This window comes from Pseudomonas sp. Irchel s3a10 (genome assembly GCF_900187525.1).
GTDB classification, from domain to species: domain Bacteria; phylum Pseudomonadota; class Gammaproteobacteria; order Pseudomonadales; family Pseudomonadaceae; genus Aquipseudomonas; species Aquipseudomonas koreensis_G.
Genome location: NZ_FYDR01000008.1, coordinates 165,352 through 188,717 on the forward strand (window position 1 = coordinate 165,352; position 23,366 = coordinate 188,717).

The 23,366-nt window shown below is 59.3% G+C and carries 23 protein-coding genes; 17 read left to right on the forward strand and 6 right to left on the reverse strand.

Annotated features, from left to right (window positions below; translation table 11 throughout):
• Positions 1-81 precede the first annotated feature (81 nt).
• From lpdA to CKW11_RS22305, 6 genes are all read left to right on the forward strand, one after another.
• A complete protein-coding gene (gene lpdA, locus CKW11_RS22280; protein WP_007962860.1) occupies positions 82-1,518 on the forward strand; it encodes a dihydrolipoyl dehydrogenase in 1,437 nt (478 codons plus the stop codon).
• A 183-nt stretch (positions 1,519-1,701) separates the two neighbouring features.
• A complete protein-coding gene (gene sucC, locus CKW11_RS22285) occupies positions 1,702-2,868 on the forward strand; it encodes an ADP-forming succinate--CoA ligase subunit beta (protein ID WP_003223015.1) in 1,167 nt (388 codons plus the stop codon).
• Positions 2,868-3,749 (forward strand): succinate--CoA ligase subunit alpha, encoded by an 882-nt coding sequence (sucD, locus tag CKW11_RS22290; protein ID WP_003223019.1) that lies wholly within the window; start codon positions 2,868-2,870, stop codon positions 3,747-3,749. The genes sucC and sucD overlap by 1 nt, the downstream gene beginning before the upstream one ends.
• Positions 3,750-4,232: 483 nt before the next feature.
• Positions 4,233-5,546 (forward strand): branched-chain amino acid transport system II carrier protein, encoded by a 1,314-nt coding sequence (gene brnQ, locus CKW11_RS22295; RefSeq protein ID WP_095139418.1) that lies wholly within the window; start codon positions 4,233-4,235, stop codon positions 5,544-5,546.
• Positions 5,547-5,802: 256 nt separating this feature from the next.
• Positions 5,803-6,540, forward strand: a complete 738-nt coding sequence (locus tag CKW11_RS22300) for a DUF599 domain-containing protein (protein ID WP_027614039.1) — start codon at positions 5,803-5,805, stop codon at positions 6,538-6,540.
• The gene (locus CKW11_RS22305; RefSeq protein ID WP_095139419.1) at positions 6,540-6,941 is read left to right on the forward strand and encodes an MAPEG family protein; all 402 of its coding nucleotides are present in this window, start codon (positions 6,540-6,542) and stop codon (positions 6,939-6,941) included. Before CKW11_RS22300 ends, CKW11_RS22305 begins: the two co-directional genes overlap by 1 nt.
• Before the next feature lie 89 nt (positions 6,942-7,030).
• Here the strand turns inward: CKW11_RS22305 and CKW11_RS22310 are convergent, their stop codons facing one another.
• Positions 7,031-7,267 carry a hypothetical protein gene (locus CKW11_RS22310; protein WP_007962865.1) on the reverse strand — a complete coding sequence of 79 codons (237 nt, stop codon included), beginning with the start codon at positions 7,265-7,267 and terminating at the stop codon, positions 7,031-7,033.
• A gap of 158 nt (positions 7,268-7,425) precedes the next feature.
• Here CKW11_RS22310 and CKW11_RS22315 point away from each other — a divergent pair, with 158 nt between their 5' ends.
• From CKW11_RS22315 to CKW11_RS22330, 4 genes are all read left to right on the forward strand, one after another.
• A complete protein-coding gene (locus CKW11_RS22315) occupies positions 7,426-7,902 on the forward strand; it encodes a PaaI family thioesterase (RefSeq protein WP_095139420.1) in 477 nt (158 codons plus the stop codon).
• The gene (locus tag CKW11_RS22320; protein ID WP_095139421.1) at positions 7,899-8,351 is read left to right on the forward strand and encodes a PaaI family thioesterase; all 453 of its coding nucleotides are present in this window, start codon (positions 7,899-7,901) and stop codon (positions 8,349-8,351) included. The genes CKW11_RS22315 and CKW11_RS22320 overlap by 4 nt, the downstream gene beginning before the upstream one ends.
• 81 nt (positions 8,352-8,432) lie before the next feature.
• Positions 8,433-10,337, forward strand: coding sequence for a molecular chaperone HtpG (htpG, locus tag CKW11_RS22325; RefSeq protein WP_166495502.1), 1,905 nt, complete (start codon positions 8,433-8,435; stop codon positions 10,335-10,337).
• Positions 10,338-10,405: 68 nt separating this feature from the next.
• The gene (locus CKW11_RS22330) at positions 10,406-11,134 is read left to right on the forward strand and encodes a dienelactone hydrolase family protein (RefSeq protein WP_095139423.1); all 729 of its coding nucleotides are present in this window, start codon (positions 10,406-10,408) and stop codon (positions 11,132-11,134) included.
• 147 nt (positions 11,135-11,281) lie between these two features.
• Here the strand turns inward: CKW11_RS22330 and CKW11_RS22335 are convergent, their stop codons facing one another.
• On the reverse strand, positions 11,282-12,145 hold the full coding sequence (locus CKW11_RS22335) for a pirin family protein (RefSeq protein WP_095139424.1): 864 nt from the start codon (positions 12,143-12,145) through the stop codon (positions 11,282-11,284).
• Positions 12,146-12,206: 61 nt separating this feature from the next.
• Positions 12,207-12,623: an OsmC family protein gene (locus CKW11_RS22340; protein WP_027614046.1), complete on the reverse strand. Its 417-nt coding sequence runs from the start codon at positions 12,621-12,623 to the stop codon at positions 12,207-12,209.
• A gap of 129 nt (positions 12,624-12,752) precedes the next feature.
• On the opposite strand from CKW11_RS22340, the gene CKW11_RS22345 reads away from it, so the two are divergent.
• A complete protein-coding gene (locus CKW11_RS22345) occupies positions 12,753-13,799 on the forward strand; it encodes an amidohydrolase family protein (protein WP_095139425.1) in 1,047 nt (348 codons plus the stop codon).
• Between the two features lie 138 nt (positions 13,800-13,937).
• Positions 13,938-15,563: a methyl-accepting chemotaxis protein gene (locus CKW11_RS22350; RefSeq protein ID WP_095139426.1), complete on the forward strand. Its 1,626-nt coding sequence runs from the start codon at positions 13,938-13,940 to the stop codon at positions 15,561-15,563.
• A gap of 193 nt (positions 15,564-15,756) precedes the next feature.
• On the opposite strand, the gene CKW11_RS22355 is transcribed toward CKW11_RS22350, so the two are convergent.
• Genes CKW11_RS22355 through purM form a run of 3 tightly spaced genes read right to left on the reverse strand, consistent with a single transcriptional unit; the run spans position 15,757 to position 18,187 of the window.
• The gene (locus tag CKW11_RS22355; RefSeq protein WP_095139427.1) at positions 15,757-16,470 is read right to left on the reverse strand and encodes a DUF3108 domain-containing protein; all 714 of its coding nucleotides are present in this window, start codon (positions 16,468-16,470) and stop codon (positions 15,757-15,759) included.
• 8 nt (positions 16,471-16,478) lie between these two features.
• Positions 16,479-17,129: a phosphoribosylglycinamide formyltransferase gene (gene purN / locus CKW11_RS22360; protein ID WP_095139428.1), complete on the reverse strand. Its 651-nt coding sequence runs from the start codon at positions 17,127-17,129 to the stop codon at positions 16,479-16,481.
• The gene (purM, locus tag CKW11_RS22365; RefSeq protein ID WP_047600249.1) at positions 17,129-18,187 is read right to left on the reverse strand and encodes a phosphoribosylformylglycinamidine cyclo-ligase; all 1,059 of its coding nucleotides are present in this window, start codon (positions 18,185-18,187) and stop codon (positions 17,129-17,131) included. Before purM ends, purN begins: the two co-directional genes overlap by 1 nt.
• Before the next feature lie 374 nt (positions 18,188-18,561).
• On the opposite strand from purM, the gene CKW11_RS22370 reads away from it, so the two are divergent.
• The 5 genes from CKW11_RS22370 (at position 18,562) to CKW11_RS22390 (ending at position 23,248) form a co-directional block, all read left to right on the forward strand.
• A complete protein-coding gene (locus CKW11_RS22370; protein WP_095139429.1) occupies positions 18,562-19,620 on the forward strand; it encodes a DUF2066 domain-containing protein in 1,059 nt (352 codons plus the stop codon).
• A 34-nt stretch (positions 19,621-19,654) separates the two neighbouring features.
• The gene (locus CKW11_RS22375) at positions 19,655-20,728 is read left to right on the forward strand and encodes an AI-2E family transporter (protein ID WP_095139430.1); all 1,074 of its coding nucleotides are present in this window, start codon (positions 19,655-19,657) and stop codon (positions 20,726-20,728) included.
• 219 nt (positions 20,729-20,947) lie between these two features.
• Positions 20,948-21,652, forward strand: a complete 705-nt coding sequence (gene hda, locus CKW11_RS22380) for a DnaA regulatory inactivator Hda (protein WP_025111852.1) — start codon at positions 20,948-20,950, stop codon at positions 21,650-21,652.
• Between the two features lie 225 nt (positions 21,653-21,877).
• On the forward strand, positions 21,878-22,492 hold the full coding sequence (locus CKW11_RS22385) for a C40 family peptidase (RefSeq protein ID WP_095139431.1): 615 nt from the start codon (positions 21,878-21,880) through the stop codon (positions 22,490-22,492).
• A 219-nt stretch (positions 22,493-22,711) separates the two neighbouring features.
• Entirely contained in the window at positions 22,712-23,248 is a 537-nt protein-coding gene (locus CKW11_RS22390) for a C40 family peptidase (RefSeq protein ID WP_034156233.1), read from the forward strand.
• Positions 23,249-23,366 lie beyond the last annotated feature (118 nt).

Genomic DNA, 23,366 nt, shown 5'->3' on the forward strand with positions numbered 1-23,366 from the left:
CTGCGGGAGGCGTACCGTCGGCAACGGCGGTACGGCCCGCAGCGCGCGGCTTGAAGCTTTTCGCTAAAGAGGATTTTTTGAATGTCGCAGAAATTTGACGTAGTAGTGATCGGTGCCGGCCCTGGCGGCTATGTAGCTGCCATCAAGGCCGCGCAGCTGGGGCTCACCACTGCCTGCATCGAGAAGTACACCGACGCTGAAGGCAAGCAGGCCCTCGGCGGTACTTGCCTGAACGTCGGCTGCATTCCGTCCAAGGCGCTGCTGGACAGCTCCTGGAAGTACAAGGAAGCCAAAGAGAGCTTCAACGTTCACGGTATCTCGACCGGCGAAGTCAAAATGGACGTCGCTGCGATGGTTGGCCGCAAGGCTGGCATCGTCAAGAACCTGACTGGCGGCGTTGCCACCCTGTTCAAGGCCAACGGCGTTACTTCGATCCAGGGCCACGGCAAGCTGCTGGCCGGCAAGAAAGTCGAAGTCACCAAGCCGGACGGTTCGGTTGAAGTCATCGAAGCCGAAAACGTCATCCTGGCTCCAGGTTCGCGTCCGATCGACATTCCACCGGCTCCGGTCGATCAGAAAGTCATCGTTGATTCGACTGGCGCTCTGGAATTCCAGTCCGTACCTAAACGTCTGGGCGTGATCGGCGCTGGCGTGATCGGTCTGGAACTGGGTTCGGTGTGGTCGCGTCTGGGTTCCGAAGTGGTTGTCCTCGAAGCACTGGACACCTTCCTGATGGCAGCGGACACCGCTGTTTCCAAGGAAGCGCTGAAAACCCTGACCAAACAAGGTCTGGACATCAAGCTGGGCGCTCGCGTAACCGGTTCGAAAGTGAACGGCGACGAAGTCGTTGTTAACTACACCGATGCCAACGGCGAACAGTCCATCACTTTCGACAAGCTGATCGTAGCCGTTGGTCGCCGTCCGGTGACCACTGATCTGCTGGCTGCCGACAGCGGCGTGACTCTGGACGAGCGCGGTTTCGTGCACGTTGACGATCACTGCGCCACCACCGTACCGGGCGTCTACGCCATCGGTGACGTGGTTCGCGGCATGATGCTGGCGCACAAGGCCTCGGAAGAGGGCATCATGGTTGTCGAGCGCATCAAGGGCCACAAGGCTCAGATGAACTATGACCTGATCCCTTCGGTTATTTATACTCACCCGGAAATCGCGTGGGTTGGCAAAACCGAGCAGGCCTTGAAAGCCGAAGGCGTTGAAGTTAACGTCGGCACCTTCCCGTTCGCCGCTTCCGGCCGTGCCATGGCCGCCAACGATACCGGTGGTTTCGTCAAGGTCATCGCTGATGCCAAGACTGACCGCGTATTGGGCGTGCACGTGATTGGCCCGAGCGCTGCAGAACTGGTTCAGCAGGGCGCGATCGGTATGGAATTCGGCACCAGCGCTGAAGACCTGGGCATGATGGTTTTCTCCCATCCGACCCTGTCTGAAGCCTTGCACGAAGCTGCTCTGGCGGTGAATGGCGGCGCCATTCACATTGCCAACCGCAAGAAGCGTTAAGACACAATAAGAAACCACGGCGGTTGCGGCCCGTCGTGAGCCTTGCGAGCAAGTCTCACCGCGGAATGTCCGCTGGACGCAGTCTTGCGTAGCTCAGCTACGCAAGCAGCAGTCACAGGTGGCGCGGCACTCATCAAGAGCGCAGCGCCGAATGCGCAGTACCTAACGAAGACGGTAAAAAGCATGAATCTTCACGAGTATCAGGGTAAGCAGCTGTTCGCTGAATACGGCCTGCCAGTTTCCACTGGTTACGCAGTAGACACCCCGGAAGCAGCAGCAGAAGCTTGCGATAAAATCGGCGGCAGCGAGTGGGTTGTCAAAGCCCAGGTCCACGCCGGTGGTCGCGGTAAAGCGGGCGGCGTCAAGCTGGTTCGCAACAAAGAAGACGCCAAGGCCTTCGCACAGCAGTGGCTGGGCAAGCGTCTGGTGACTTACCAGACTGACGCCAATGGTCAGCCAGTCACCAAGATCCTGGTTGAATCGTGCACTGATATCGCTAAAGAGCTGTACCTGGGCGCTGTCGTTGACCGTTCGAGCCGTCGCATCGTGTTCATGGCTTCCACCGAAGGTGGCGTGGACATCGAGAAAATCGCTCACGACACTCCAGAAAAAATTCTCAAAGCCACTATCGATCCACTGGTTGGCGCTCAGCCATTCCAGGGTCGCGAGCTGGCGTTCCAACTGGGTCTGGAAGGCAAGCAAGTTGCCCAGTTCGCCAAGATCTTCGTCGGTCTGGCCAAACTGTTCCAGGATCACGATCTGGCCCTGCTGGAAGTGAACCCGCTGGTGATCAAGGCTGACGGCGATCTGCACTGCCTGGACGCCAAGATCAACATCGACGCCAACGCCATGTACCGTCAGCCTAAGCTGAAGACTTTCCACGATCCGTCGCAAGACGATCCGCGCGAAGCGCACGCTGCCAAGTTCGAACTGAACTACGTAGCCCTGGAAGGCAACATCGGCTGCATGGTCAACGGTGCCGGCCTGGCCATGGGTACCATGGACATCGTCAACCTGCACGGCGGCAAGCCAGCCAACTTCCTCGACGTAGGTGGTGGTGCAACCAAAGAACGCGTAACTGAAGCGTTCAAGATCATCCTGTCCGACACCAACGTCGCTGCAGTACTGGTCAACATCTTCGGCGGCATCGTTCGCTGCGACATGATTGCCGAAGGCATCATCGGCGCCGTGAAAGAAGTCGGCGTGAAAATCCCGGTTGTTGTTCGCCTTGAAGGCAACAACGCTGAGCTGGGCGCTAAAGTACTGGCAGAAAGCGGTTTGAACATCATCGCTGCTACCAGCCTGACCGACGCTGCTCAACAAGTTGTCAAAGCTGCGGAGGGCAAATAATGAGCGTCCTGATCAATAAAGACACCAAAGTTATCTGCCAGGGTATTACCGGTTCGCAAGGTAGTTTCCACACCCAGCAAGCCATCGAATACGGCACCAAGATGGTTGGTGGCGTAACTCCGGGCAAAGGCGGCACCGAGCACCTGGGTCTGCCAGTGTTCAACACCGTTAAAGACGCAGTAGCTGCCACTGGCGCTACCGCCAGCGTGATCTACGTTCCGGCTCCTTTCTGCAAGGACTCGATCCTGGAAGCTGCTTTCGGCGGCATCAAGCTGATCGTCTGCATCACCGAAGGCATTCCTACCCTGGACATGCTGGACGCCAAAGTTAAGTGCGACGAGCTGGGTGTTACCCTGATCGGCCCTAACTGCCCAGGCGTGATCACCCCAGGCGAATGCAAGATCGGCATCATGCCAGGTCACATTCACTTGCCAGGCAAGGTCGGTATCGTTTCGCGTTCCGGCACCCTGACCTACGAAGCTGTGAAGCAGACCACTGACGCCGGTTTCGGTCAGTCGACCTGCGTCGGCATCGGTGGTGACCCGATCCCGGGTTCGAACTTCATCGACATCCTGAAGCTGTTCCAGGAAGATCCGAAGACCGAAGCGATCGTGATGATCGGCGAGATCGGCGGTTCGGCTGAAGAAGAAGCGGCTGCCTACATCAAGGCACACGTGACCAAGCCGGTTGTTTCCTACATCGCTGGTGTGACTGCTCCTCCGGGCAAGCGCATGGGCCATGCTGGCGCAATCATCTCTGGCGGCAAAGGCACTGCAGACGAGAAATTCGCTGCGCTGCAAGACGCAGGCGTAAAAACCGTGCGTTCGCTGGCAGACATCGGCAAGGCCCTGGCCGAGCTGACCGGTTGGGCTGTCAAGTAAGCCTCGTGCTTGACTGACGCTTCACCAGACAAAGGCCACCTTCGGGTGGCCTTTGTTGTTTCTGCAATCTGCGTTTTAGCGGGCATTTGTGGTGAGGGGATTTATCCCCGATGGGCTGCGAAGCGGCCCCCTAAGCCGGTGAGTGCGCTCAGTCTGAAAAAACCAAACGGTCTCAATCGGGGCCGCTGCGCGCCCCATCGGGGATAAATCCCCTCGCTACATGTCCTGGTTCTTCCTGCAGAGTGCTCCGTAGGAAAAATAGATGCGTAAACGCGACACGGACACGTCGTGTATCGGATAGTTCGCCCTCAAACAGTGCGTTTGTCAGACAAATTCGTTAGGCTAGCAGCCATTTTTGCGTCTGCCGCCCACAAGGCATGCAACGCGCTAAACGGGTCAGCCCCAAACGGACTGACAGCATTTCCCTAACCCCACAGGGAAATCCCCCTCTAAATTCCGATTCAGTAGTGTGGTATTTCCTTAATGAAAGTTTTGAAAGGTCAGGACATCCTGGCACTGGGCTTTATGACATTTGCCCTGTTCGTCGGGGCCGGCAACATCATTTTCCCGCCTATCGTCGGCCTGCAGTCCGGACCTAACGTCTGGATGGCGGCGCTGGGCTTTTTGATCACGGCCGTCGGTCTGCCGGTGGTCACCGTCGTTGCCCTGGCCAAGGTCGGTGGTGCGATGGATGCGCTGAGCAGCCCGATCGGCAAGATCGCCGGCGGTGTGCTCGCCGCGGCGTGCTACCTGGCGGTCGGCCCGCTGTTCGCCACCCCGCGGACCGCGACCGTGTCGTTCGAAGTGGGGCTGGCGCCGCTGACCGGCGAAAGCCCGCTGGCGCTGTTCCTCTACAGCTCGGTGTACTTCCTGCTGGTGTTCTTCATCTCGCTGTATCCGGGCCGTCTGCTCGATACCGTGGGGCGTTTTCTCGCGCCATTGAAAATCATCGCCCTGGCGGTACTCGGCATCGCCGCATTCGCCTTGCCGGCCGGTGATATCGGTCAGGCCACACCGGAATACGTCGCGGCACCGTTCTCACAGGGCTTCATCAATGGTTACCTGACCATGGATACCCTCGGCGCGCTGGTGTTCGGCATCGTCATCGTCAACGCGATCCGCTCCCGTGGCGTCGAGTCGCCTGCGCTGATCACCCGTTACGCGATCATCGCCGGCCTCATCGCCGGTGTCGGTCTGGCGCTGGTGTACATCAGCCTGTTCCGCCTCGGTTCCGGCAGCCATGAAGTCGCGGTCGGTGCCACCAACGGTGCGGCGGTATTGCACGCTTACGTGCAACACACCTTCGGTTCGCTGGGCAGCGGTTTCCTCGCGGTGCTGATCTCGCTGGCATGTCTGGTGACAGCGGTCGGTCTGACCTGCGCCTGTGCCGAATACTTCAGCCGCGTGCTGCCACTGTCCTACAAGACCCTGGTGATCATCCTCGCCGCGTTCTCGCTGCTGGTGTCCAACCTGGGCCTGACCAAGCTGATCGCGTTCTCGATCCCGGTGCTGACGGCGATTTACCCGCCGTGCATCGTTCTGGTGGCCCTGAGCTTCTGCAAGGACTTCTGGCATGAGCACGGGCGGATCCTCGGCCCGGTGATGCTGGTGTCGTTCCTGTTCGGCGCCATCGACGCGCTCAAGGGCGCCGGTCTGGCTGACTGGATGCCGTCACAGCTGTCGCACTTGCCGCTGAGCGAGCAGGGGCTGGCGTGGCTGGTGCCGTGCGTGATGACTCTGGTGGTCGCCGTGGTCTGCGATCGCCTGCTGGGCAAGCGCAGCGAAGCCGTTGCCTGACGTTGTCTGACCCGCCACAAGCGGGTCTTCAGCGCTTAAACGGAAATGCCCCGTATCAATCGATACGGGGCATTTTTTATGGGCGTCTGGCAGTGTCTTTTTTCGCGAGCTAACGTCGAAGCACTGCACAGGTTTTATGTAGGAGTGAGCCTGCTCGCGATGGCGTCGTGTCTGTCAGATCAATGCCGGATGTGCCAGCGAATCGCGAGCAGGCTCACTCCTACAGGTAATGCATCCACACTTCACAGGAAAACGAATGTCGTTCATCCAAGCCAACCTGATCCACCTGCTGGCCGCGCTCTGGTTTGTCATCTGCTGGGGCGGCTACACCCGTTATGCGTCGTGGAAGGCCCGCGACACCGCGTGCCTGGCCAGCGTGCTGCACCTGTATCGCGAAGACTGGATGCGCCGCATGCTGCTGCGCGACAACCGCATCGCTGACGCCAGCGTGATCGGCAATCTGGAGCGCAACGCCTCGTTCTTCGCTTCCAGCACTTTGATCATTCTTGCGGGCATTCTCACCGTGCTCGGTGCGTCCGAGCGCGCGGTGTCGCTGCTGGCGGATATCCCGATGGTGCAGCAGGCGTCGCAGGGTATGTCGGAGATCAAGTTGCTGTGCCTGGCGTTGGTGTTCGTCTATGCGTTTTTCACGTTCAGCTGGTGCATGCGTCAGTACAACTTTGCTGCGGTGCTGGTCGGTTCAGCGCCGATGATCGGCGAGCGCCAGGTGTCCGAGCAGGAGCGTAAAGCCTTCGCGCTGCGGGCGGCGCGGGTGATTTCGATGGCGGCCAACCAGTTCAACTTCGGTCTGCGCTCTTATTACTTCGGCATGAGCATGCTGGCGTGGTTTGTCAGCCCGTGGCTGTTCATGTTGATGAGTGCCGGTGTGGTCATCGTTTTGTACCGCCGCGAGTTTCATTCTGACGTGCTGGATGTGATGGTCTATACCCCTACAGAGGCGCCATTGCCCGAAACCAATAAAGAGGCTGCTTGATGAGTATTCCGTTCTGGTGTGTGTTTATCAGTGCACTGTTGATTTACATCGCGCGTATGCCGGTGGCTAAAGCCATGAAAGAGCAGGGCGGTTACAACAACCACCTGCCGCGTCAACAGCAGGCGCAACTCACCGGCTACGGCGCGCGGGCGCTGGCGGCGCACCAGAACTGCATCGAAGCGTTCATCCTGTTTGCCGTGGGTGTGCTGATGGCGCACACCACGCAAACCCAAGGCTGGTTGATTGATGCCCTGGCGATCATCTTTGTGATCGCGCGGATTCTTTACGTGTGGTTGTACCTGGCGGATAAACCATCCCTGCGCAGCTTGGTGTGGCTGGTCGGACTGATCTGCAGTTTGTTGCTGATGATTAGTCCGACTTTTAGAACCGTATTGCTCTAAAAACAGCCTCTAAGCCAACACTGACAAAAAATCACAGGCAAAAGAAAACCCGCACTTGGCGGGTTTTCTTTTTCTGCATCAAGTCGCAATTATTGCTTCTTGGCAGCTTCTTCCTGAGCAGCTTGATTCGATTCAGCCTGAGCTTTGGCAGCTTCGGCGTTTTCTTTTGCTGCGTCGTTCACTTTATCCTGAGCTTTGTTCATGTCTTGCTGAGCTTGCTCAGCATGTTGGTTGGCATCTTGAGCTTTGTCCTCGGATTTCTTATCGCAGGCAGCGAGACCGAGGGAAGCGGTCAACATCAAGGCAATAGCTAAAGTCTTACGCATGGGGTGTTTCTCCTTATGGAAAATAACTACTGGCCTTAAGAGCGTTGGCCCAAAGGTTAAGTTCCTCATTTCGTTCAGATATATAAGTTTGTTTTTTAGTGGAACTTTTGCCGTATTTCTCAATACTGGCACAAGGCTCTAACGAGAGTAATTATCATATGGCTGAAAACCCCGTTTTTGAGCGCGCGACACGCTTTCTCTCGGCCCTGCGCCATTGTCAGGTGCTTGGTCTGACGGTACAAAGCGCCGATAGCGAAGGGCTGACGGTGAAGTTGCCGTACAGCGCGCAAATTGTCGGTAATCCGCAAACCGGGGTCATCCACGGCGGCGCCATTACCTCATTGATGGACACCGCGTGCGGCATGTCCACGCTGTGCGTTTTGCCGGAGTTCGAAGTTTGCCCGACCCTGGACCTGCGCATCGATTACATGCACGCCGCTGAACCGCACAAGGATGTCTACGGCTTTGCCCAGTGTTACCGGGTCACCACCGACGTGATCTTCGCCCGCGGCTTTGCTTATCAGGACGACCCGCAGCAACCGATCGCCCATGTCGTCGGCACCTTCATGCGCATGGGCAAGGGCCTGAAAGGTACCCAGGGATTTGGCGGCAAGGTCAAAGGGGAAAACCGATGAGCGATGACTGGAAGCGACAACTGCAGCAGGCTCATGCTCAGGGTGACTACGCGCCGCTATTGCAACTGATTCCCTACGCCGGACTGATCGGCGTCGAATGCTCGCGGGTTGGCGATGAATTGCTGTTCAAGCTGCCGGCGAACAAGGACAACATTGGTAACCCTTTATTGCCGGCGATCCATGGCGGAGTGATTGCCGGATTCATGGAGCTGGCCGCAGCCTTGCATCTGTTGGTTTTTACCGAGGCGCCGGGCGTGCCGAAGATCATCGACTTTTCTCTGGATTACCTGCGTGCGGGGCAGTTTCGCGACACTTGGGCCAAATGTCAGGTCTGTCGCCAGGGGCGGCGCGTGGCCAACGTCGCCATCACGGCCTGGCAAAGCACCGAGAGCGAACCGATTGCCACCGCCCGTGCACATTTCAAAATTGATGAGCCCTTGAAATCCTGAACGCTGCCCCCAACTCAGTGAACAACCCGCCGCCGACCCTCAGGGTCGCGGCCACTGCCATCTGATTGGAGTTTGATGACCATGAGTGTGGAAACTCAAAAGGAAACCCTGGGCTTCCAGACCGAGGTAAAGCAGCTGCTGCACCTCATGATCCATTCGCTGTATTCCAACAAGGAAATCTTCCTTCGCGAATTGATCTCGAACGCCTCTGACGCTGTCGACAAGCTGCGCTTCGAAGCCCTGGCCAAGCCTGAGTTGCTCGAAGGTGGCGCTGAACTGAAAATCCGTGTGAGCTTCGACAAGGACGCCAAGACCGTCACCCTCGAAGACAACGGTATCGGCATGAACCGTGACGATGTGATCACCCACCTGGGGACCATCGCCAAGTCGGGCACCGCCGATTTCATGAAGAATCTCTCGGGCGATCAGAAGAAAGATTCGCACCTGATCGGCCAGTTCGGTGTCGGCTTCTACTCGGCGTTCATTGTTGCCGACCAGGTTGATGTGTATTCCCGTCGCGCCGGTACTCCGGCCAGCGAAGGCGTGCACTGGTCGTCGAAAGGCGAGGGCGAGTTTGAAGTCGCCACCATCGACAAGCCAGAGCGCGGCACTCGCATCGTCCTGCACCTGAAATCCGCTGAGGACGAGTTCGCCGACGGCTGGCGTCTGCGCAACATCATCAAGAAATACTCCGACCATATCGCGCTGCCGATCGAGCTGCCGAAAGAAGTCACTGCCGCCGAAGGCGAAGAGAAGCCTGCCGTTGAATGGGAAACCGTCAACCGCGCCAGCGCCCTGTGGACCCGTCCGCGCACTGAAGTGAAGGACGAGGAATATCAGGAGTTCTACAAGCACATCGCTCACGACTTCGAAAACCCGCTGGCTTGGAGCCACAACAAGGTCGAAGGCAAGCTCGAATACAGCTCGCTGCTGTACGTGCCGGCCCGCGCGCCGTTCGACCTGTACCAGCGTGAAGCGCCGAAAGGCCTGAAGCTCTACGTGCAGCGTGTGTTCGTGATGGATCAGGCCGAGTCGTTCCTGCCGCTGTATCTGCGCTTCATCAAAGGTGTGGTCGATTCCAACGACCTGTCGCTGAACGTGTCGCGGGAAATCCTGCAGAAAGATCCGATCATCGACTCGATGAAATCGGCGCTGACCAAGCGCGTCCTGGACATGCTGGAAAAACTGGCGAAGAACGAGCCTGAGCAATACAAGGGCTTCTGGAAAAACTTCGGTCAGGTCATGAAAGAAGGCCCGGCAGAAGATTTCGCCAACAAGGAAAAAATTGCCGGTCTGCTGCGCTTCGCATCGACCCAAGGCGACGACGGCGAGCAGGTCGTTGGTCTGGCCGACTACCTGGCGCGCGCCAAGGAAGGTCAGGACAAGATCTACTACCTCACCGGCGAAACCTACGCGCAGGTCAAGAACAGCCCGCACCTGGAAGTCTTCCGCAAGAAAGGCATCGAAGTGCTGCTGCTGACCGACCGTATCGACGAGTGGCTGATGAGCTACCTCAACGAATTTGACGGCAAGACCTTTGTCGACGTGGCACGCGGTGACCTTGATCTGGGCAACCTGGACTCGGAAGAGGACAAGAAAGCTGCAGAAGAAGTCGCCAAGTCCAAAGAAGGTCTGGTCGAGCGTCTGAAAACCGCGCTGGGCGATTCCGTGGCGGAAGTCCGGGTCTCCCATCGTCTGACCGACTCGCCAGCCATTCTGGCCATCGGTGAACAGGATCTGGGCCTGCAAATGCGCCAGATCCTCGAAGCCAGCGGGCAGAAAGTGCCGGAATCGAAACCGATCTTCGAATTCAACCCGAGCCACCCGCTGATCGAGAAACTCGACGGCGAACAGAACGAAGGGCGTTTTGGCGACTTGTCGCACATCCTCTTCGATCAGGCCGCTTTGGCGGCTGGCGAAAGCTTGAAGGACCCGGCCGCTTACGTGACCCGTCTGAATAAGCTGCTGGTTGAACTGTCAGCTTGATCACGTTGTAGAAAAACCCGCTTCGGCGGGTTTTTTCATTCTGGTGTTTAACTAATCAGGAGTCAGAAATGAGCCAAGTCACTGTACGTTCCGTGGTCTATCAGCTGGATGGCCAGCCTTTTGAAGGTCGTCTGGCGTTCGATGCCGAGCACAAGGGCGCGCGCCCGGGCCTGTTGATGGCGCCGAACTGGATGGGCGTCAGCGCCGGTGCTGAAGAGATCGCCAAGTCGGTCGCGGCCAAGGGCTATGTGGTGTTGATTGCTGACGTGTATGGCCAGGCCGTGCGTCCGCAGAACGCTGACGAGGCCGGCGCCGCGATGATGCCGCTGAAGAACGATCGGGCACTGCTGCGCAAGCGTATGCAGGCGGCGTTCGAACAATTGCAGAAGCAGGGCGAGGCAGCGGTCGATACCTCGAAACTGGCGGTGTTCGGTTTCTGCTTCGGCGGTTGCTGCGCACTGGATCTGGCGCGTACCGGTGCACCGGTGAAGGCGGCGGTGTCGTTCCACGGCACGCTGGACTCGCTGAATCCGGCCGATGCGCAGAACATCAAAGGCTCTGTGCTGGTGCTGCACGGTGCTTCAGACCCGTTGGTGCCAAAAGAGCAGTTGCCAGCGTTTGAGGATGAAATGAACGCAGCGAAGGTCGATTGGCAGTTGCTCAGCTATGGCGGTGCGGTGCACTCGTTCACCGATCCGCACGCCAATGTGCCGGGCAAGATGATGTACGACGCGAAGACCGCCAAGCGTGCGTTCAAGTCGATGCATGACTTGCTGGATGAGGTGTTCAAGGGCTGATTTTTTCGGCGCCTTTACTGGCCTCTTCGCGAGCAAGCCCGCTCCCACGGGGGGAATTGTGGTGTGTACTCAGAACTCATACACACCACAATTCCCCTTGTGGGAGCGGGCTTGCTCGCGAAGGCTTACTCACTGGCGACACAACACTCAGGGCAGTTCGATTCGCTCCACTTCCCCCGGTACCGTCGGCCAATCCCCGGCCGCCCACTTGCGCCGCGCCTCGTCGATCGCCGCCGGATCGCTCGCGACAAAATTCCAGTTGATCCGCCGTGGCCCGTCCAGCGGCGCGCCGCCAAATACCACCGCGTGCAGATCGCTCTCGGCAAACAAACTCATCTCTTCCCCGGCCGGCAACACCACCAGCGCATGGGGTTCGAGGGGCTCGCCATCCAGTTGTGCATCGCCACTCAACACATACACCGCCCGTTCTTCGTGCTCGGTCGGGATCAGCAAAGTAGTCGCGGTCTGCATCTTCACTTCGGCATACAGCGTAGGAGAAAGCACTGGCACTGGGGATTCCAGGCAAAAGCCTGACCCGGCAATCATCCGGATCTGTACGCCAAGGTTATCGCTGACCGGCAGGGTTGCCGCCGGGTGATGGCTGTAGTGTCCCGGGCCTTGCTCGTGATCCTTGGGCGAAGCCAGCCAGATCTGCAAGCCGTGCATGGTGAAGCCTTGCTCCCACAACGGCTCGGGCGTGCGCTCGACGTGGGCAATCGCACTGCCTGCGGTCATCCAGCTGACATCGCCGGCGCTGACCACCTGATCGGAGCCAAGGCTGTCCTTGTGCTGGATCTGCCCGTCGAACAGGTAGGTCAGGGTCGACAGACCAATGTGCGGATGCTGTCGGATGTTCATGCCTTTACCCGTCGGATAAACCGTTTCGAGCATGTGGTCGAAAAACACGAACGGCCCGACGCTGCGGCATTTGGCTGACGGCAGCGGGCGCAGGATCGGCTGGCCTTCGACGTCTTCGGCGCGCGGGCGGATGATCAGAGGTGGCGTGTCCATGGTGCATTCCAGGCTGAGCGGGTGATGCCAGAAGCATAACCCGCCGCTGGCAAGAAGGTGATTACTGGCTGTCAAAGCCTTGTGGCGCGTGGGTTTCGATGCTGACGTCGGTGGTGGTCATCAGCTTGTGGATCGGGCAGCGATCAGCGACGCGCAGCAGTTCTTCGCGTTGGGCATCGGTGAGGACACCCTTAAGCGTGAGGGTGACGTGCAGCGCGTATTTGCCTTTCTGCTCCTCGCTGTTGTCGCGTTTGACCTCGACACCCACGCCGGTCAGCGGGATGTCTTTCTTCTTCGCGTACATCTTCAGGGTCAGTGCCTTGCAGGCACCGAGCGCGGCGTCGAAGTAGTCATGTGGCTCGGGTGCCGAGCCTTCGCCACCGGCAGACTTCGGCACGTCGGCAAACAATTCGTGGTCATCGATCTGTACGGTGTGACGGAAACCTTCGGCGGAGACGGTATTGACGGTAACAGTCATGGCAACCTCACTGGCAGTAGGAAAAAGTCGTTCGATCAAAAAAGACCTTGCAGTTATAGAGCATTCCTACGGAGGCGCGTTCCACTTTCCTGCAGGATGAACCCTTGTGATCGACTCAGGGTCTAGGCTATGCCTACCTGTCGGAGATTACTTGTGTCCTTGTTTCGTTTGAGTCTTGCCTGCCTGCTGGCATTGGCCGGTAGCGCCAGCGCCCGCGATTACACCTACAGCGATGCGCACCTGCATTACGTGGATTTTTTCCAGGAAACCGCCGGCATGGCGAAATTGCTCACGGCGATGAAGGACAACTCCATCGACCATGTGATGATTTCCGGGATTCCCGTCGCGAAGAAGTGGCACGAAGACGAGCCCAAGCGTCCGCGCTATTACGCCGGCGATGACGCTGATGCCTATTGGTACAGCGCCACCGACGTGATCGTCGCCGATGCCGTGCTGAAACTCACCCCGGAGCAGCGTCAGCATTTCCACCCGTTTCTGTCCGGGTTCAACCCCAACGACAAGAACTCCGCTGCGCACATTCAGCGCATGCTCGACCTGTATCCGGGGCTGTGGCAGGGCATTGGTGAGGTGTTCACCCGCCATGATGACTTGACGGCGTTGACCGCCGGCGACACGCCACGGGCCAATAACGAGGCGATGAAGCGGATATATCACCTGGCGGCGGAAAACGATCTGCCGGTGATGCTGCATTCCAACATCACTTCCAAGCGTGAGAAAAATCCGCTGTACCTGAAGGAAGTCGAAGAACCGCTGCGTAATCACCCGCACACGCGGTTCATCTGGGCGCACGCCGGCACCAGCGCGGAGATTCACCGGCACCAGACGCAGCTGGAATTCCTTCTGCCCACTGTCAGCCGGATGCTGGAATCCTATCCGAATCTGTTCATCGACCTGTCGTGGAGCATGCTCACGCCGTACCTGCTGGACGAACAGGGCAAGCCGCGCGCGGAATGGCTGGCGTTGGTCGAGAAGTACCCTGATCGGTTCATGGTGGGTTCGGATGTTGTGGGCCGATTCAACAAACTCGGTAAGGAAATGCGCAGTTTCACGCCGTTCCTTGATGCATTGCCCGAAGACGTCGCGCGCAAAGTCGCCCGGGATAACTTCCTGGCAATATTGCCACGAACAGCAGCAAAGTCCGGGAAAGCGCGCTGAATCGTTAATGTCGAGGGTTCGAAGTATCAAGGCCTTTTGATATCACCTTTTCGTCTTACGCAAATTGTCGCCGGGCCGATACCTTCTAAAGCAACCAGCTGCAGGGTTGATGCAGCGCTTTTGGAAGGAACCAGAGTAATGAGCATCCGTAGTCTCAATATCGCGCCGCGTGCCGGCCTGGGGTTTGGTGTATTGGCGCTGATGGTGTTTGCCTTGGGGGCGTTCGCCCTGCTGCAAATGGCGAATATGCGCGCGCAGTCTGATGAGGTCGACAACAACTGGCTGCCGAGCGTGATGGCGGTTGGCGAGATGAGTCAGGACATGCTGCGCCTGCGTGCGCTGACCATGCGCCTGCTGCTCAATCGCGACCCGCAGGCGCTGCAGCAGAATGTCGCCAAGCTCAATGAGCTGCGCGGTGCGCTCAGTGAGGCTCAGCAGCGTTATGACGTGCTGATCGTGCTGCCCCAGGAGCGCGGACTGTTTGATCGCTTCAAGGTCGCCGAGCACCAATATCTGGAGCTTCAGGCGCAGGTCATGCAGTTGTCTGCCCAGAATCGAGTGGAAGAGGCGGCGGCCATCCTCAATGGTGAAATGAGCCCGTTGGCCGACGAGATCGCGGTCACCCTGCGTGAACTGGTCGAACTGAACAAACACAATGCCAATCTCGCCACCGAAGCCGCGCGGCTGGTCTTCACCAATTCGCGAGTGTGGGTGGGGGTGATGATCGGCATAACGGCCCTCGTCACCATCGGTCTGGCGTTGTTGCTGACTCGCAGCATCGTCCTGCCGCTGACGCAGTCGTTGGGCGTGGCGCAAGTGGTGGCCGGTGGCGATCTGACTGGCGATATCACTATCTCCGGCAAGGACGAACCGGCGCGGCTGCTGCAGGCGCTGAAAAGCATGCAGCACAACCTGCGCGACACCATCCGGCAGATTTCCGAGTCGTCCAGCCAGTTGGCGTCAGCCTCGGAGGAACTCAGTTGCGTCACCGAGGACGCCACGCGCGGGCTGCATCAGCAAAGTCTGGAGATCGAGCAGGCGGCCACCGCAGTCAATCAGATGACCGCCGCCGTGGAAGAGGTGGCGAGCAACGCCGTGGCGACTTCCGAGGCGTCGCGCGAATCTGACCGGATTGCCCAGCATGGGCGCGAGCAGGTCAACCAGACCGTGACGTCAATCGAATCCCTGGCTGAAGATGTGACCTCCAACGCCACGCAGGTCGAGGACCTGGCGCAGAAGGTTCACGGCATCAGCAAAGTGCTCGACGTGATCCGCTCGATTGCCGAGCAGACCAATCTGCTCGCGCTGAACGCGGCAATCGAGGCGGCGCGGGCCGGGGATGCCGGTCGTGGTTTCGCGGTAGTGGCCGACGAGGTGCGGGCGCTGGCGCACCGCACCCAGCAATCGACCCAGGAAATCGAGCAGATGATCGGTGGCATCCAGCAGGGCACCGATTCGGCGGTGAGTTCAATGCAGCAGAGCAGCGTCCGCGCCAATTCGACCTTGGAGCTGGCCAAGGCCGCGGGCGTGGCGCTGGAGGAAATCGCCTCGGCATTCACCTTGATCAACGAGCGCAACCTGGTGATCGCCAGCGCCTCGGAGGAGCAGGCGGCGGTGGCACGGGAGGTGGACCGCAATCTGATGAACATCCGCGATCTGGCAATGCAGACGTCGGCGGGGGCGAATCAGACCAGTGCGGCGAGCCAGGAGTTGTCGCGACTGGCGGTGGATTTGAACAATATGGTGGCCAGGTTTTCGGTCTGAGCTGACCCTTGATGATTGCACTGACCCTCTGTGGGGGCGGGCTTGCTTGCGAAGGCGTTGTATCAGATACATCGTCGCTAGTGGCAGACCGCTTTCGCGAGCAAGCCCGCTCCCACAGTACTTGTGTGTCGCCTGAGAAATCGCAGGCACAAAAAAGCCCCGCATCTGCGGGGCCTTTCGTTGTAGCGGCGGATCAGCTGCCTTTGACAGCCTTGCCGTTGACCGTACCGTCCTGGAGCATGATGTTGTACTCCTTGCCGTCGGTTTCCACCTGTTGCAGGCGGACCAGCAGGTAATCCCAGTCCTTGGCGAACCACAGCACAGTGATGCGCTTGCTTTGTGTCGGGTCGCGCACGCGCTCGACTTTGATCGCATCGATCTGGCCAGCCTTGGTCTCGACTTTTTCCGAGCCCAACACGCGGAAGTCATAAGTATCGACTTCACCGTCATCGACCACCTGATAGCTCATGGTCTTTTTGCCAGCGGCCACGTCATGCTGCAGCGCCAGTTGGTAGGTCGACTTGTCGACCATGCCACGGTTCAGAGGGATCTTCACCGCGTCGCCACGGTCGGTGCCGGTGACCATCTTGCTGTTCCAGTCGAAGTCCAGATCAGCCTTTTTCGCTTTGCCCAGACCACCACGTTCGAAGTGATAGGACTGTGGCAGCAGGGTGTCCTTGTCCAGCGTCAGTGTGCTTTCTTCAGTCAGGCTGGCGATCATCATCGACGCCTTGAAGCTGAGTTTCCAGACGCCGTTGGCTTCCTTGGTCAGGCTGCGTTCGGCAGTGCCGCTCATGGGCAGCTGCTTCCAGTCGGCGGTGTAGCTGGCGGAGAACGGTTGAAGGTCTGCCGCCTGCGCGAAGGGCAGGGTGAGCAAAGCGCAAGCGAAGAGCAGGGCGCGACGCATAAAATCTCCTAGTGTCGAATCAAGTGGCCGCTGGCCGCGAGTAGCTGGCCGTCCAGTAATGCACCTTGTTCACCGAGTACCAGTCGGCCTTCGCCAAACCAGCGTACCGCCATCGGGTAGATCAAGTGTTCCTGGACATGCACTCGCTGCGCAAGTGTCTGCGGCGTGTCGTGCAACTCTACCGGTATTACTGCTTGTACGACCAGTGGTCCACCATCGAGTTCCTCGGTGACGAAGTGCACGGAGCAGCCGTGTTCCGCGTCGCCGGCCTCCAGCGCGCGCTGATGAGTGTGTAACCCTTTGTATTTGGGCAGCAGCGACGGGTGGATATTGAGCAGCCGACCCTGGTAGTGACGCACGAAGTCAGCGCTGAGAATGCGCATGAAGCCGGCCAGCACCACGAGTTTCGGTTTGAATTCGTCGATCAGTTCGATCAGGGCTGCATCGAAGGCCTCGCGACCTTCGAAAGCCTTGTGATCCAGCGAGCGGGTGGCGATACCCGCGTCACTGGCGCGTTGCAGGCCGTAGGCGTCGGCACGGTTGGAAATCACCGCAGCGATGCGGACCGGGCTGTCGCCGGTCCGCGTGCTGTCGATCAGAGCCTGCAAGTTACTGCCGGTGCCGGACAGCAGCACCACGACATCACAGGTTGCGGACATTAATGAGCCTTAAGGTTCTGCAGATCAACCTGAGCAGCGCCTTCGGCAGCGGCAGCGATCTGACCGATGACCCAAGGCTGTTCGCCGGCGTCACGCAGGGTTTTCAAGGCCACTTCAACGTGCTCCTGAGCCACGCAGATGACCATGCCCACGCCGCAGTTCAGTACTCGGTGCATTTCGGTCTCGTCGACGTTGCCTTTCTCCTGCAGCCAGTCGAACACCGCCGGGCGAGTCCAGCTGGCCACGTCAACCACGGCCTGAGCGCCTTTTGGCAGAACGCGCGGGATGTTGTCCAGCAGGCCGCCACCGGTGATGTGGGCCATGGCTTTGACTGCGCCGGTGTCTTTGATCAGCTTGAGCAGCGGCTTCACGTAGATGCGGGTCGGGGCCATCAGCAGGTCGGTCAGCGGTTTGCCGTCGAGCTGGATGTTTTCGATGTCGGCGCCGGACACTTCGATGATCTTGCGGATCAGCGAGTAGCCGTTGGAGTGCGGGCCGGACGATGGCAGGGCGATCAGTGCGTCACCGGTGGCGACTTTCGAGCCGTCGATGATTTCGGCTTTTTCCACCACGCCGACGCAGAAACCAGCCAGATCGTAGTCTTCGCCTTCGTACATGCCAGGCATTTCAGCGGTTTCGCCGCCAACCAGCGAGCAACCGGACAGTTCGCAGCCGGCGCCGATGCCGGTTACCACCTGGGCAGCGGTGTCGACATTCAGTTTGCCGGTGGCGTAGTAGTCGAGGAAGAACAGTGGCTCGGCACCGCAAACGACCAGGTCGTTGACGCACATGGCAACCAGGTCGATGCCGATGCTGTCGTGCTTGTTCAGGTTCAGCGCCAGACGCAGCTTGGTGCCAACGCCGTCGGTGCCGGAAACCAGCACAGGCTGCTTGTAGCCGGCCGGGATTTCGCAGAGGGCGCCGAAACCGCCCAGGCCGCCCATGACTTCCGGGCGCGCAGTGCGCTTGGCGACGCTCTTGATGCGTTCGACCAATGCTTCACCGGCGTCGATGTCTACACCGGCGTCCTTGTAGCTCAGGGAGGGTTGCTTGCTCATGATCCAGGCCTTTAGGGGAGGGGATTCAGGGGTAACGACCGAGTTCAGCGGGAACGCCAAAAGCGGTGGGGCGATAGCCTCACGCGAATTTCGGGGCGCCCGGCTGTTGCCGGTCTGCGAAGGCGCGCGATTTTATCAGGCTTGAGGGGCAGCGGCCATCCTCGCGCCGACGGGCAGGGGCATAATCAGCGGAAATTTTTTGCAATTGTGCCGGGTGGCTGCCTGTATAAGGTGTGCCGATTAACCGTCTATCGTTATCACTGTGCAAAAACTTACCGCTACCGTGTGAATGTTTTGCGATGGCAGATTGTCATAGCCTTGCTAAACCGGTTCACGCGGCCTGTTCCAGCCGCTCCTGTCGACGGGAATTTTCCATGCGTTTTTGTAAATTGTTGGTTGTGGGTTGTTTGTCGTTGGTCAGCCTGGCGAGTCATGCCGAAAACCTCAAAGGTCTCTATCAAGTGCGCCAGCCAGTCAGCAGCCAGGCGCCGGAAGAGCGTGAGCGCGCCACGCAGGCGGCGGTCGATACGCTGGTGTTGCGCCTGACCGGTGACCCCAAGGCGCCGCAAAATCCCGGGCTGGCGGCGATTCGCAAGGATCCGCAGCAGATCATCAGTCAGTTCGGTTTCGATGCCGGGCCGCCGGAGGTGCTCAAGGTCGATTTCGATCCGGCCACCACCGAGCAGGCGCTGCGCCGGGCAGGGCTGTCGTTGTGGGGGGCGAGTCGGCCGTCGATTCTGAGCTGGTGGCTGAACGATTCGACTGAAGGCTCGAGTCTGGTCGGCGACGGTCAGGCAGCGGCTGCACCACTGCGGTCTGCGGCTCAGCATCGCGGCTTGCCGCTGCGTTTGCCGCTGGCGGATCTGAGCGAGCAACTGGTGGCCACCGCGCCAGTGCTGGATGGCAGCGATCCCGCGCCATTGCGCGGCGCTTCGGAGCGTTACGGCGCGGATGCCTTGTTGGCGGTGCATGCGCACGAAGAGGGTGGGCAGTGGCAGGCCAAGTGGCGTCTGTGGCTGGGCGATCAGAAAGAGGCCGGCAGTGTGCAGGGAACCGATCAGGCTAGCGTGGCCGATGCGGTGATGCTGGCGGTGGCCGAGCGTCTGGCGCCGCGCTTTGTCGCCAGGCCTGGCGCTTCGGGCCAACAGACCCTGGAAGTGCAGGGCATGAATCTGGAACATTACGCCGCGCTGCTGCGGTTACTCGAACCGTTCGGTGTGCGTCTGCAAAGTGTCGATGGTGATCGCATCGTGTATCGGGTCAACGGCAGTGCCGATCAGTTGCGTGCGCAGTTGTCGCTGGCCAAGTTGCAGGAGTTGCCGGCCGAACCGCCGGCCCCGGTGGCCGCGCCGCAGCCTGCGGTGGCGGGAGTAGCGCCCGTTGCGGCTCCGGCTCCGACACCGGCTGCACCGTCATTGCGGTTTCGCTGGTAAGTCTTTCCTTATATAGAAGCAGTAGGAGTGGTACATGGCCGATACGCGGCGTTGGTTCTGGCTCGGTGGGGTAGTCCTGCTTTGCGCGTTTGTGTGGTTGCTGCACCCGATCCTCACGCCGTTTCTGGTGGCGCTGCTGCTGGCGTATCTGTTCGATCCGCTGGTGGATCGCCTGGAACGGCTGGGCCTGTCGCGCACTTGGGGCGTGATCGCAGTGTTTGCCTTGTTCACCCTGATCGTCACGGCACTGATGCTGGTGCTGGTGCCGATGCTCGCCAAGCAGTTGCTGCGCTTGTACGAGCTGGCCCCGCAAATGCTCGACTGGTTGCAACACACGGCGGTGCCGTGGGCGCAGTCGAAATTGGGTTTGTCTGACGGTTTCTGGAAGTTCGACAAAGTCAAGGCGGCGATCAGCGAACACATGGGGCAGACCACTGACATCGTCGGTGTGGTGCTGAGTCAGGCGACGGCATCGAGTCTGGCACTGATCGGCTGGCTGGCGAACCTGGTGCTGATCCCGGTGGTGAGTTTTTACCTGCTGCGCGACTGGGACGTGATGATGGCCAAGATCCGCAGCTTGCTGCCGCGTGATCGTGAAGAAACCATCGTCTCGCTCGCCGGTGAGTGCCACGAGGTGCTTGGCGCGTTCGTGCGCGGGCAGTTGCTGGTGATGCTGGCGCTGGGCGTGATCTACGCCGCGGGCCTGATGATTGTTGGTCTGGAGCTGGGGCTGTTGATCGGCCTGATCGCAGGTCTGGCGGCCATCGTGCCGTACATGGGGTTCGTGATCGGGATTGGCGCGGCACTGATTGCCGGGTTGTTCCAGTTCGGTGGCGATCTGTATCCGATGATCGGGATTGTCGCGGTGTTCATGGTCGGGCAGGCGCTGGAAGGCATGGTGTTGACGCCGCTGCTGGTCGGCGACCGGATCGGCCTGCATCCGGTAGCGGTAATTTTCGCGATCCTGGCCGGGGGCGAGCTGTTCGGTTTTACCGGTGTCCTGCTGGCACTGCCGGTGGCGGCGGTGATCATGGTGCTGGTGCGTCATGTGCACGATCTTTACAAGGACTCGGATATCTACAGCGGGGCAGATGAGCCTGAGTTGTAAACCGATCGCAGGGCGGCCCGGCATTGTGCCGGGTTGGCCCGTGTTTTGCGGCGGGGTGGTTCGATCCGCGTCAGAGAAACTGTCATAAAACCAGCGTGTTAACGCAAACCTTTGATTTTGCTTGGGGTCTGTCGCATTGTGCGCTCAGCTTCACGGGTATAAACTTCGCAAACTTTACACAGAGGCCACTAACGGTTCCTTGAGAACTGTTCAGTCAGCATGAAACCGATTCAGCTGCCCCTAGGTGTGCGTCTGCGTGACGACGCCACCTTCATCAACTACTACCCAGGCGCCAATGCCGCTGCACTCGGCTATGTCGAGCGCCTATGCGAAGCCGACGCCGGCTGGACCGAAAGCCTGATCTACCTGTGGGGCAAGCATGGGGTAGGGCGTACGCATCTGTTGCAGGCCGCGTGTCTGCGTTTCGAACAGATGGGTGAACCGGCGGTGTATCTGCCGCTGGCAGAGTTGATGGATCGCGGCATCGAGATCCTCGACAACCTTGAACAGTACGAACTGGTCTGCCTGGATGACTTGCAGGTGATTGCCGGCAAGCCGGACTGGGAAGAGGCGATGTTTCATCTGTTCAACCGCCTGCGTGACAGCGGACGACGCTTGCTGATTGCTGCTTCAACTTCGCCACGCGAACTGCCGGTGAAACTGGCTGACCTCAAATCGCGCCTGACCCTGGCGCTGATTTTCCAGATGCGTCCGCTCTCCGATGAAGACAAATTGCGTGCTCTGCAATTGCGCGCGTCGCGTCGCGGCCTGCACCTGACCGATGAAGTCGGACACTTTATTCTGACTCGCGGCACCCGCAGCATGAGTGCATTGTTCGACTTGCTCGAACAGCTGGATCAGGCCTCGCTGCAGGCGCAACGCAAGCTGACGATCCCGTTCCTGAAAGAAACCCTCGGCTGGTAGCCAGCCCTTGAAATTCGCGGCTTTGACCGCGTTTCGACATATTTCAGGCGTCAGAAAATCCGCTTTTCCGCACTGCGCGCGGACCGCGTATCGACTCAAATGGGCTTAAGCGCTTAGATGTAAACGAGAAACCGGGAAGTCACAAAAGGATCGATTGAATTTGCAAATGAGGCCGATAGCGGGCATAGTCTCGGCTTCTTTACAACTTCAGCCACGGTCGTGCCCATGCTAAAGCGCTTCGCACCCCTCGTGCCTCTCGCACTCGTCACCCTGTTGTTCGGTTGCGCTGCTCATTCTCCAGTTCAAGAGCAGCCTCAACAGGTTAAAAATTCTGCCACTGCCCAGTCTTCCGTTATTTACCAGGAAGAGCTGGACACCGAAAAAGAACTCTCGGACTTCAACAAGAAGCCGTACGAGCTCCCGGTTCTGGCCGACAGCATCCTCGAACGCGGCATGTCCCTGATCGGTACCCGTTACCGTTTCGGCGGTACCTCTGAAGCCGGTTTCGACTGCAGCGGTTTCATCGGTTATCTGTTCCGCGAAGAAGCCGGCATGAATCTGCCGCGCTCCACCCGCGAAATGATCAACGTTGATGCGCCTCTGGTCTCGCGCGGCAACCTTGAGCCGGGCGATCTGCTGTTCTTCGCCACCAATGGTCGTCGCGGTCGTGTAAGCCACGCCGGGATCTACCTGGGTGACAACCAGTTCATCCATTCCAGCAGTCGTCGCAGCGGCGGTGTTCGCATCGACAGCCTGGGTGACAGCTACTGGAGCAAGACCTTCATCGAAGCCAAGCGCGCCCTCGCGATGGCACCGACCGTGGTCACTGCTCGCAAGTAATTCCCCGTTGTCGCCACGTTCGTGGCGACAAAAACGGTGCCCGGCAAGGGAGTAGACCTAGACTTTACAAGGTGAAGTTAAAGTCTTACTTGAAGTTTGCCGCGTAGCCGCTAGAATCCTGTATCTATATTGATGGCAAACCGCCTGCGTGCTGCGCAGGCGGTTTTGTTTCTGTCCATTCGGCAGAGAAAGCCGCAGCCAGATCAGGATGTTCTGCTTATGACGATGTCGGCCCGCCTCACGTTGATCTTCTTCGCAGCGCTGCTCAGCGCCTGCGCCAGCCGCACTCCGCCGCCTGCGCCCGTCGTACGCGCTCCGGTGGTGTTCGGGCCTTCCCAGGCTTTTTCGCCGGCTGCTGAAGACGTGCTGTTTCGCGCGCTGGGGCTGGTCGGCACGCCTTATCGTTGGGGCGGCAACACACCGGACTCCGGGTTCGATTGCAGTGGTCTGATCGGTTTCGTCTACCGTGATGCTGCCGGCATCAGCTTGCCGCGTTCGACGCGCGAGATGATCGTGATGCAGGCGCCGAATGTCGGCAAAGAGGGTTTGCAGACCGGCGACCTGATCTTCTTCGCTACCAATGGCGGCTCGCAGGTCAGCCATGCGGGGATTTACGTTGGGGAAGGGCGCTTCGTGCATGCGCCGGCAACCGGCGGCACGGTGAAGCTGGACAGCCTGTCGAAGGCGTACTGGCAGAAGGCGTATCTGAGTGCCAAGCGGGTGTTGCAGCCGGAGCATCTGGCGCATAACCCGTAGTTCAAAAAGCTCACAATCCAATGTAGGAGTGAGCCTGCTCGCGATAGCGGTTGATCAATCAACACTGATGTTGAATGTGGCACCGTCATCGCGAGCAGGCTCACTCCTACAGTTGTTT

Bases quoted from the DNA above. Each gene is read 5' to 3' on its own strand.
- lpdA (WP_007962860.1), top strand. From the start codon at position 82: ATGTCGCAGAAATTTGACGTAGTAGTGATCGGTGCCGGCCCTGGCGGC.
- sucC (WP_003223015.1), top strand. From the start codon at position 1,702: ATGAATCTTCACGAGTATCAGGGTAAGCAGCTGTTCGCTGAATACGGC.
- sucD (WP_003223019.1), top strand. From the start codon at position 2,868: ATGAGCGTCCTGATCAATAAAGACACCAAAGTTATCTGCCAGGGTATT.
- brnQ (WP_095139418.1), top strand. From the start codon at position 4,233: ATGAAAGTTTTGAAAGGTCAGGACATCCTGGCACTGGGCTTTATGACA.
- CKW11_RS22300 (WP_027614039.1), top strand. From the start codon at position 5,803: ATGTCGTTCATCCAAGCCAACCTGATCCACCTGCTGGCCGCGCTCTGG.
- CKW11_RS22305 (WP_095139419.1), top strand. From the start codon at position 6,540: ATGAGTATTCCGTTCTGGTGTGTGTTTATCAGTGCACTGTTGATTTAC.
- CKW11_RS22310 (WP_007962865.1), bottom strand. From the start codon at position 7,267: ATGCGTAAGACTTTAGCTATTGCCTTGATGTTGACCGCTTCCCTCGGT.
- CKW11_RS22315 (WP_095139420.1), top strand. From the start codon at position 7,426: ATGGCTGAAAACCCCGTTTTTGAGCGCGCGACACGCTTTCTCTCGGCC.
- CKW11_RS22320 (WP_095139421.1), top strand. From the start codon at position 7,899: ATGAGCGATGACTGGAAGCGACAACTGCAGCAGGCTCATGCTCAGGGT.
- htpG (WP_166495502.1), top strand. From the start codon at position 8,433: ATGAGTGTGGAAACTCAAAAGGAAACCCTGGGCTTCCAGACCGAGGTA.
- CKW11_RS22330 (WP_095139423.1), top strand. From the start codon at position 10,406: ATGAGCCAAGTCACTGTACGTTCCGTGGTCTATCAGCTGGATGGCCAG.
- CKW11_RS22335 (WP_095139424.1), bottom strand. From the start codon at position 12,145: ATGGACACGCCACCTCTGATCATCCGCCCGCGCGCCGAAGACGTCGAA.
- CKW11_RS22340 (WP_027614046.1), bottom strand. From the start codon at position 12,623: ATGACTGTTACCGTCAATACCGTCTCCGCCGAAGGTTTCCGTCACACC.
- CKW11_RS22345 (WP_095139425.1), top strand. From the start codon at position 12,753: ATGCCTACCTGTCGGAGATTACTTGTGTCCTTGTTTCGTTTGAGTCTT.
- CKW11_RS22350 (WP_095139426.1), top strand. From the start codon at position 13,938: ATGAGCATCCGTAGTCTCAATATCGCGCCGCGTGCCGGCCTGGGGTTT.
- CKW11_RS22355 (WP_095139427.1), bottom strand. From the start codon at position 16,470: ATGCGTCGCGCCCTGCTCTTCGCTTGCGCTTTGCTCACCCTGCCCTTC.
- purN (WP_095139428.1), bottom strand. From the start codon at position 17,129: ATGTCCGCAACCTGTGATGTCGTGGTGCTGCTGTCCGGCACCGGCAGT.
- purM (WP_047600249.1), bottom strand. From the start codon at position 18,187: ATGAGCAAGCAACCCTCCCTGAGCTACAAGGACGCCGGTGTAGACATC.
- CKW11_RS22370 (WP_095139429.1), top strand. From the start codon at position 18,562: ATGCGTTTTTGTAAATTGTTGGTTGTGGGTTGTTTGTCGTTGGTCAGC.
- CKW11_RS22375 (WP_095139430.1), top strand. From the start codon at position 19,655: ATGGCCGATACGCGGCGTTGGTTCTGGCTCGGTGGGGTAGTCCTGCTT.
- hda (WP_025111852.1), top strand. From the start codon at position 20,948: ATGAAACCGATTCAGCTGCCCCTAGGTGTGCGTCTGCGTGACGACGCC.
- CKW11_RS22385 (WP_095139431.1), top strand. From the start codon at position 21,878: ATGCTAAAGCGCTTCGCACCCCTCGTGCCTCTCGCACTCGTCACCCTG.
- CKW11_RS22390 (WP_034156233.1), top strand. From the start codon at position 22,712: ATGACGATGTCGGCCCGCCTCACGTTGATCTTCTTCGCAGCGCTGCTC.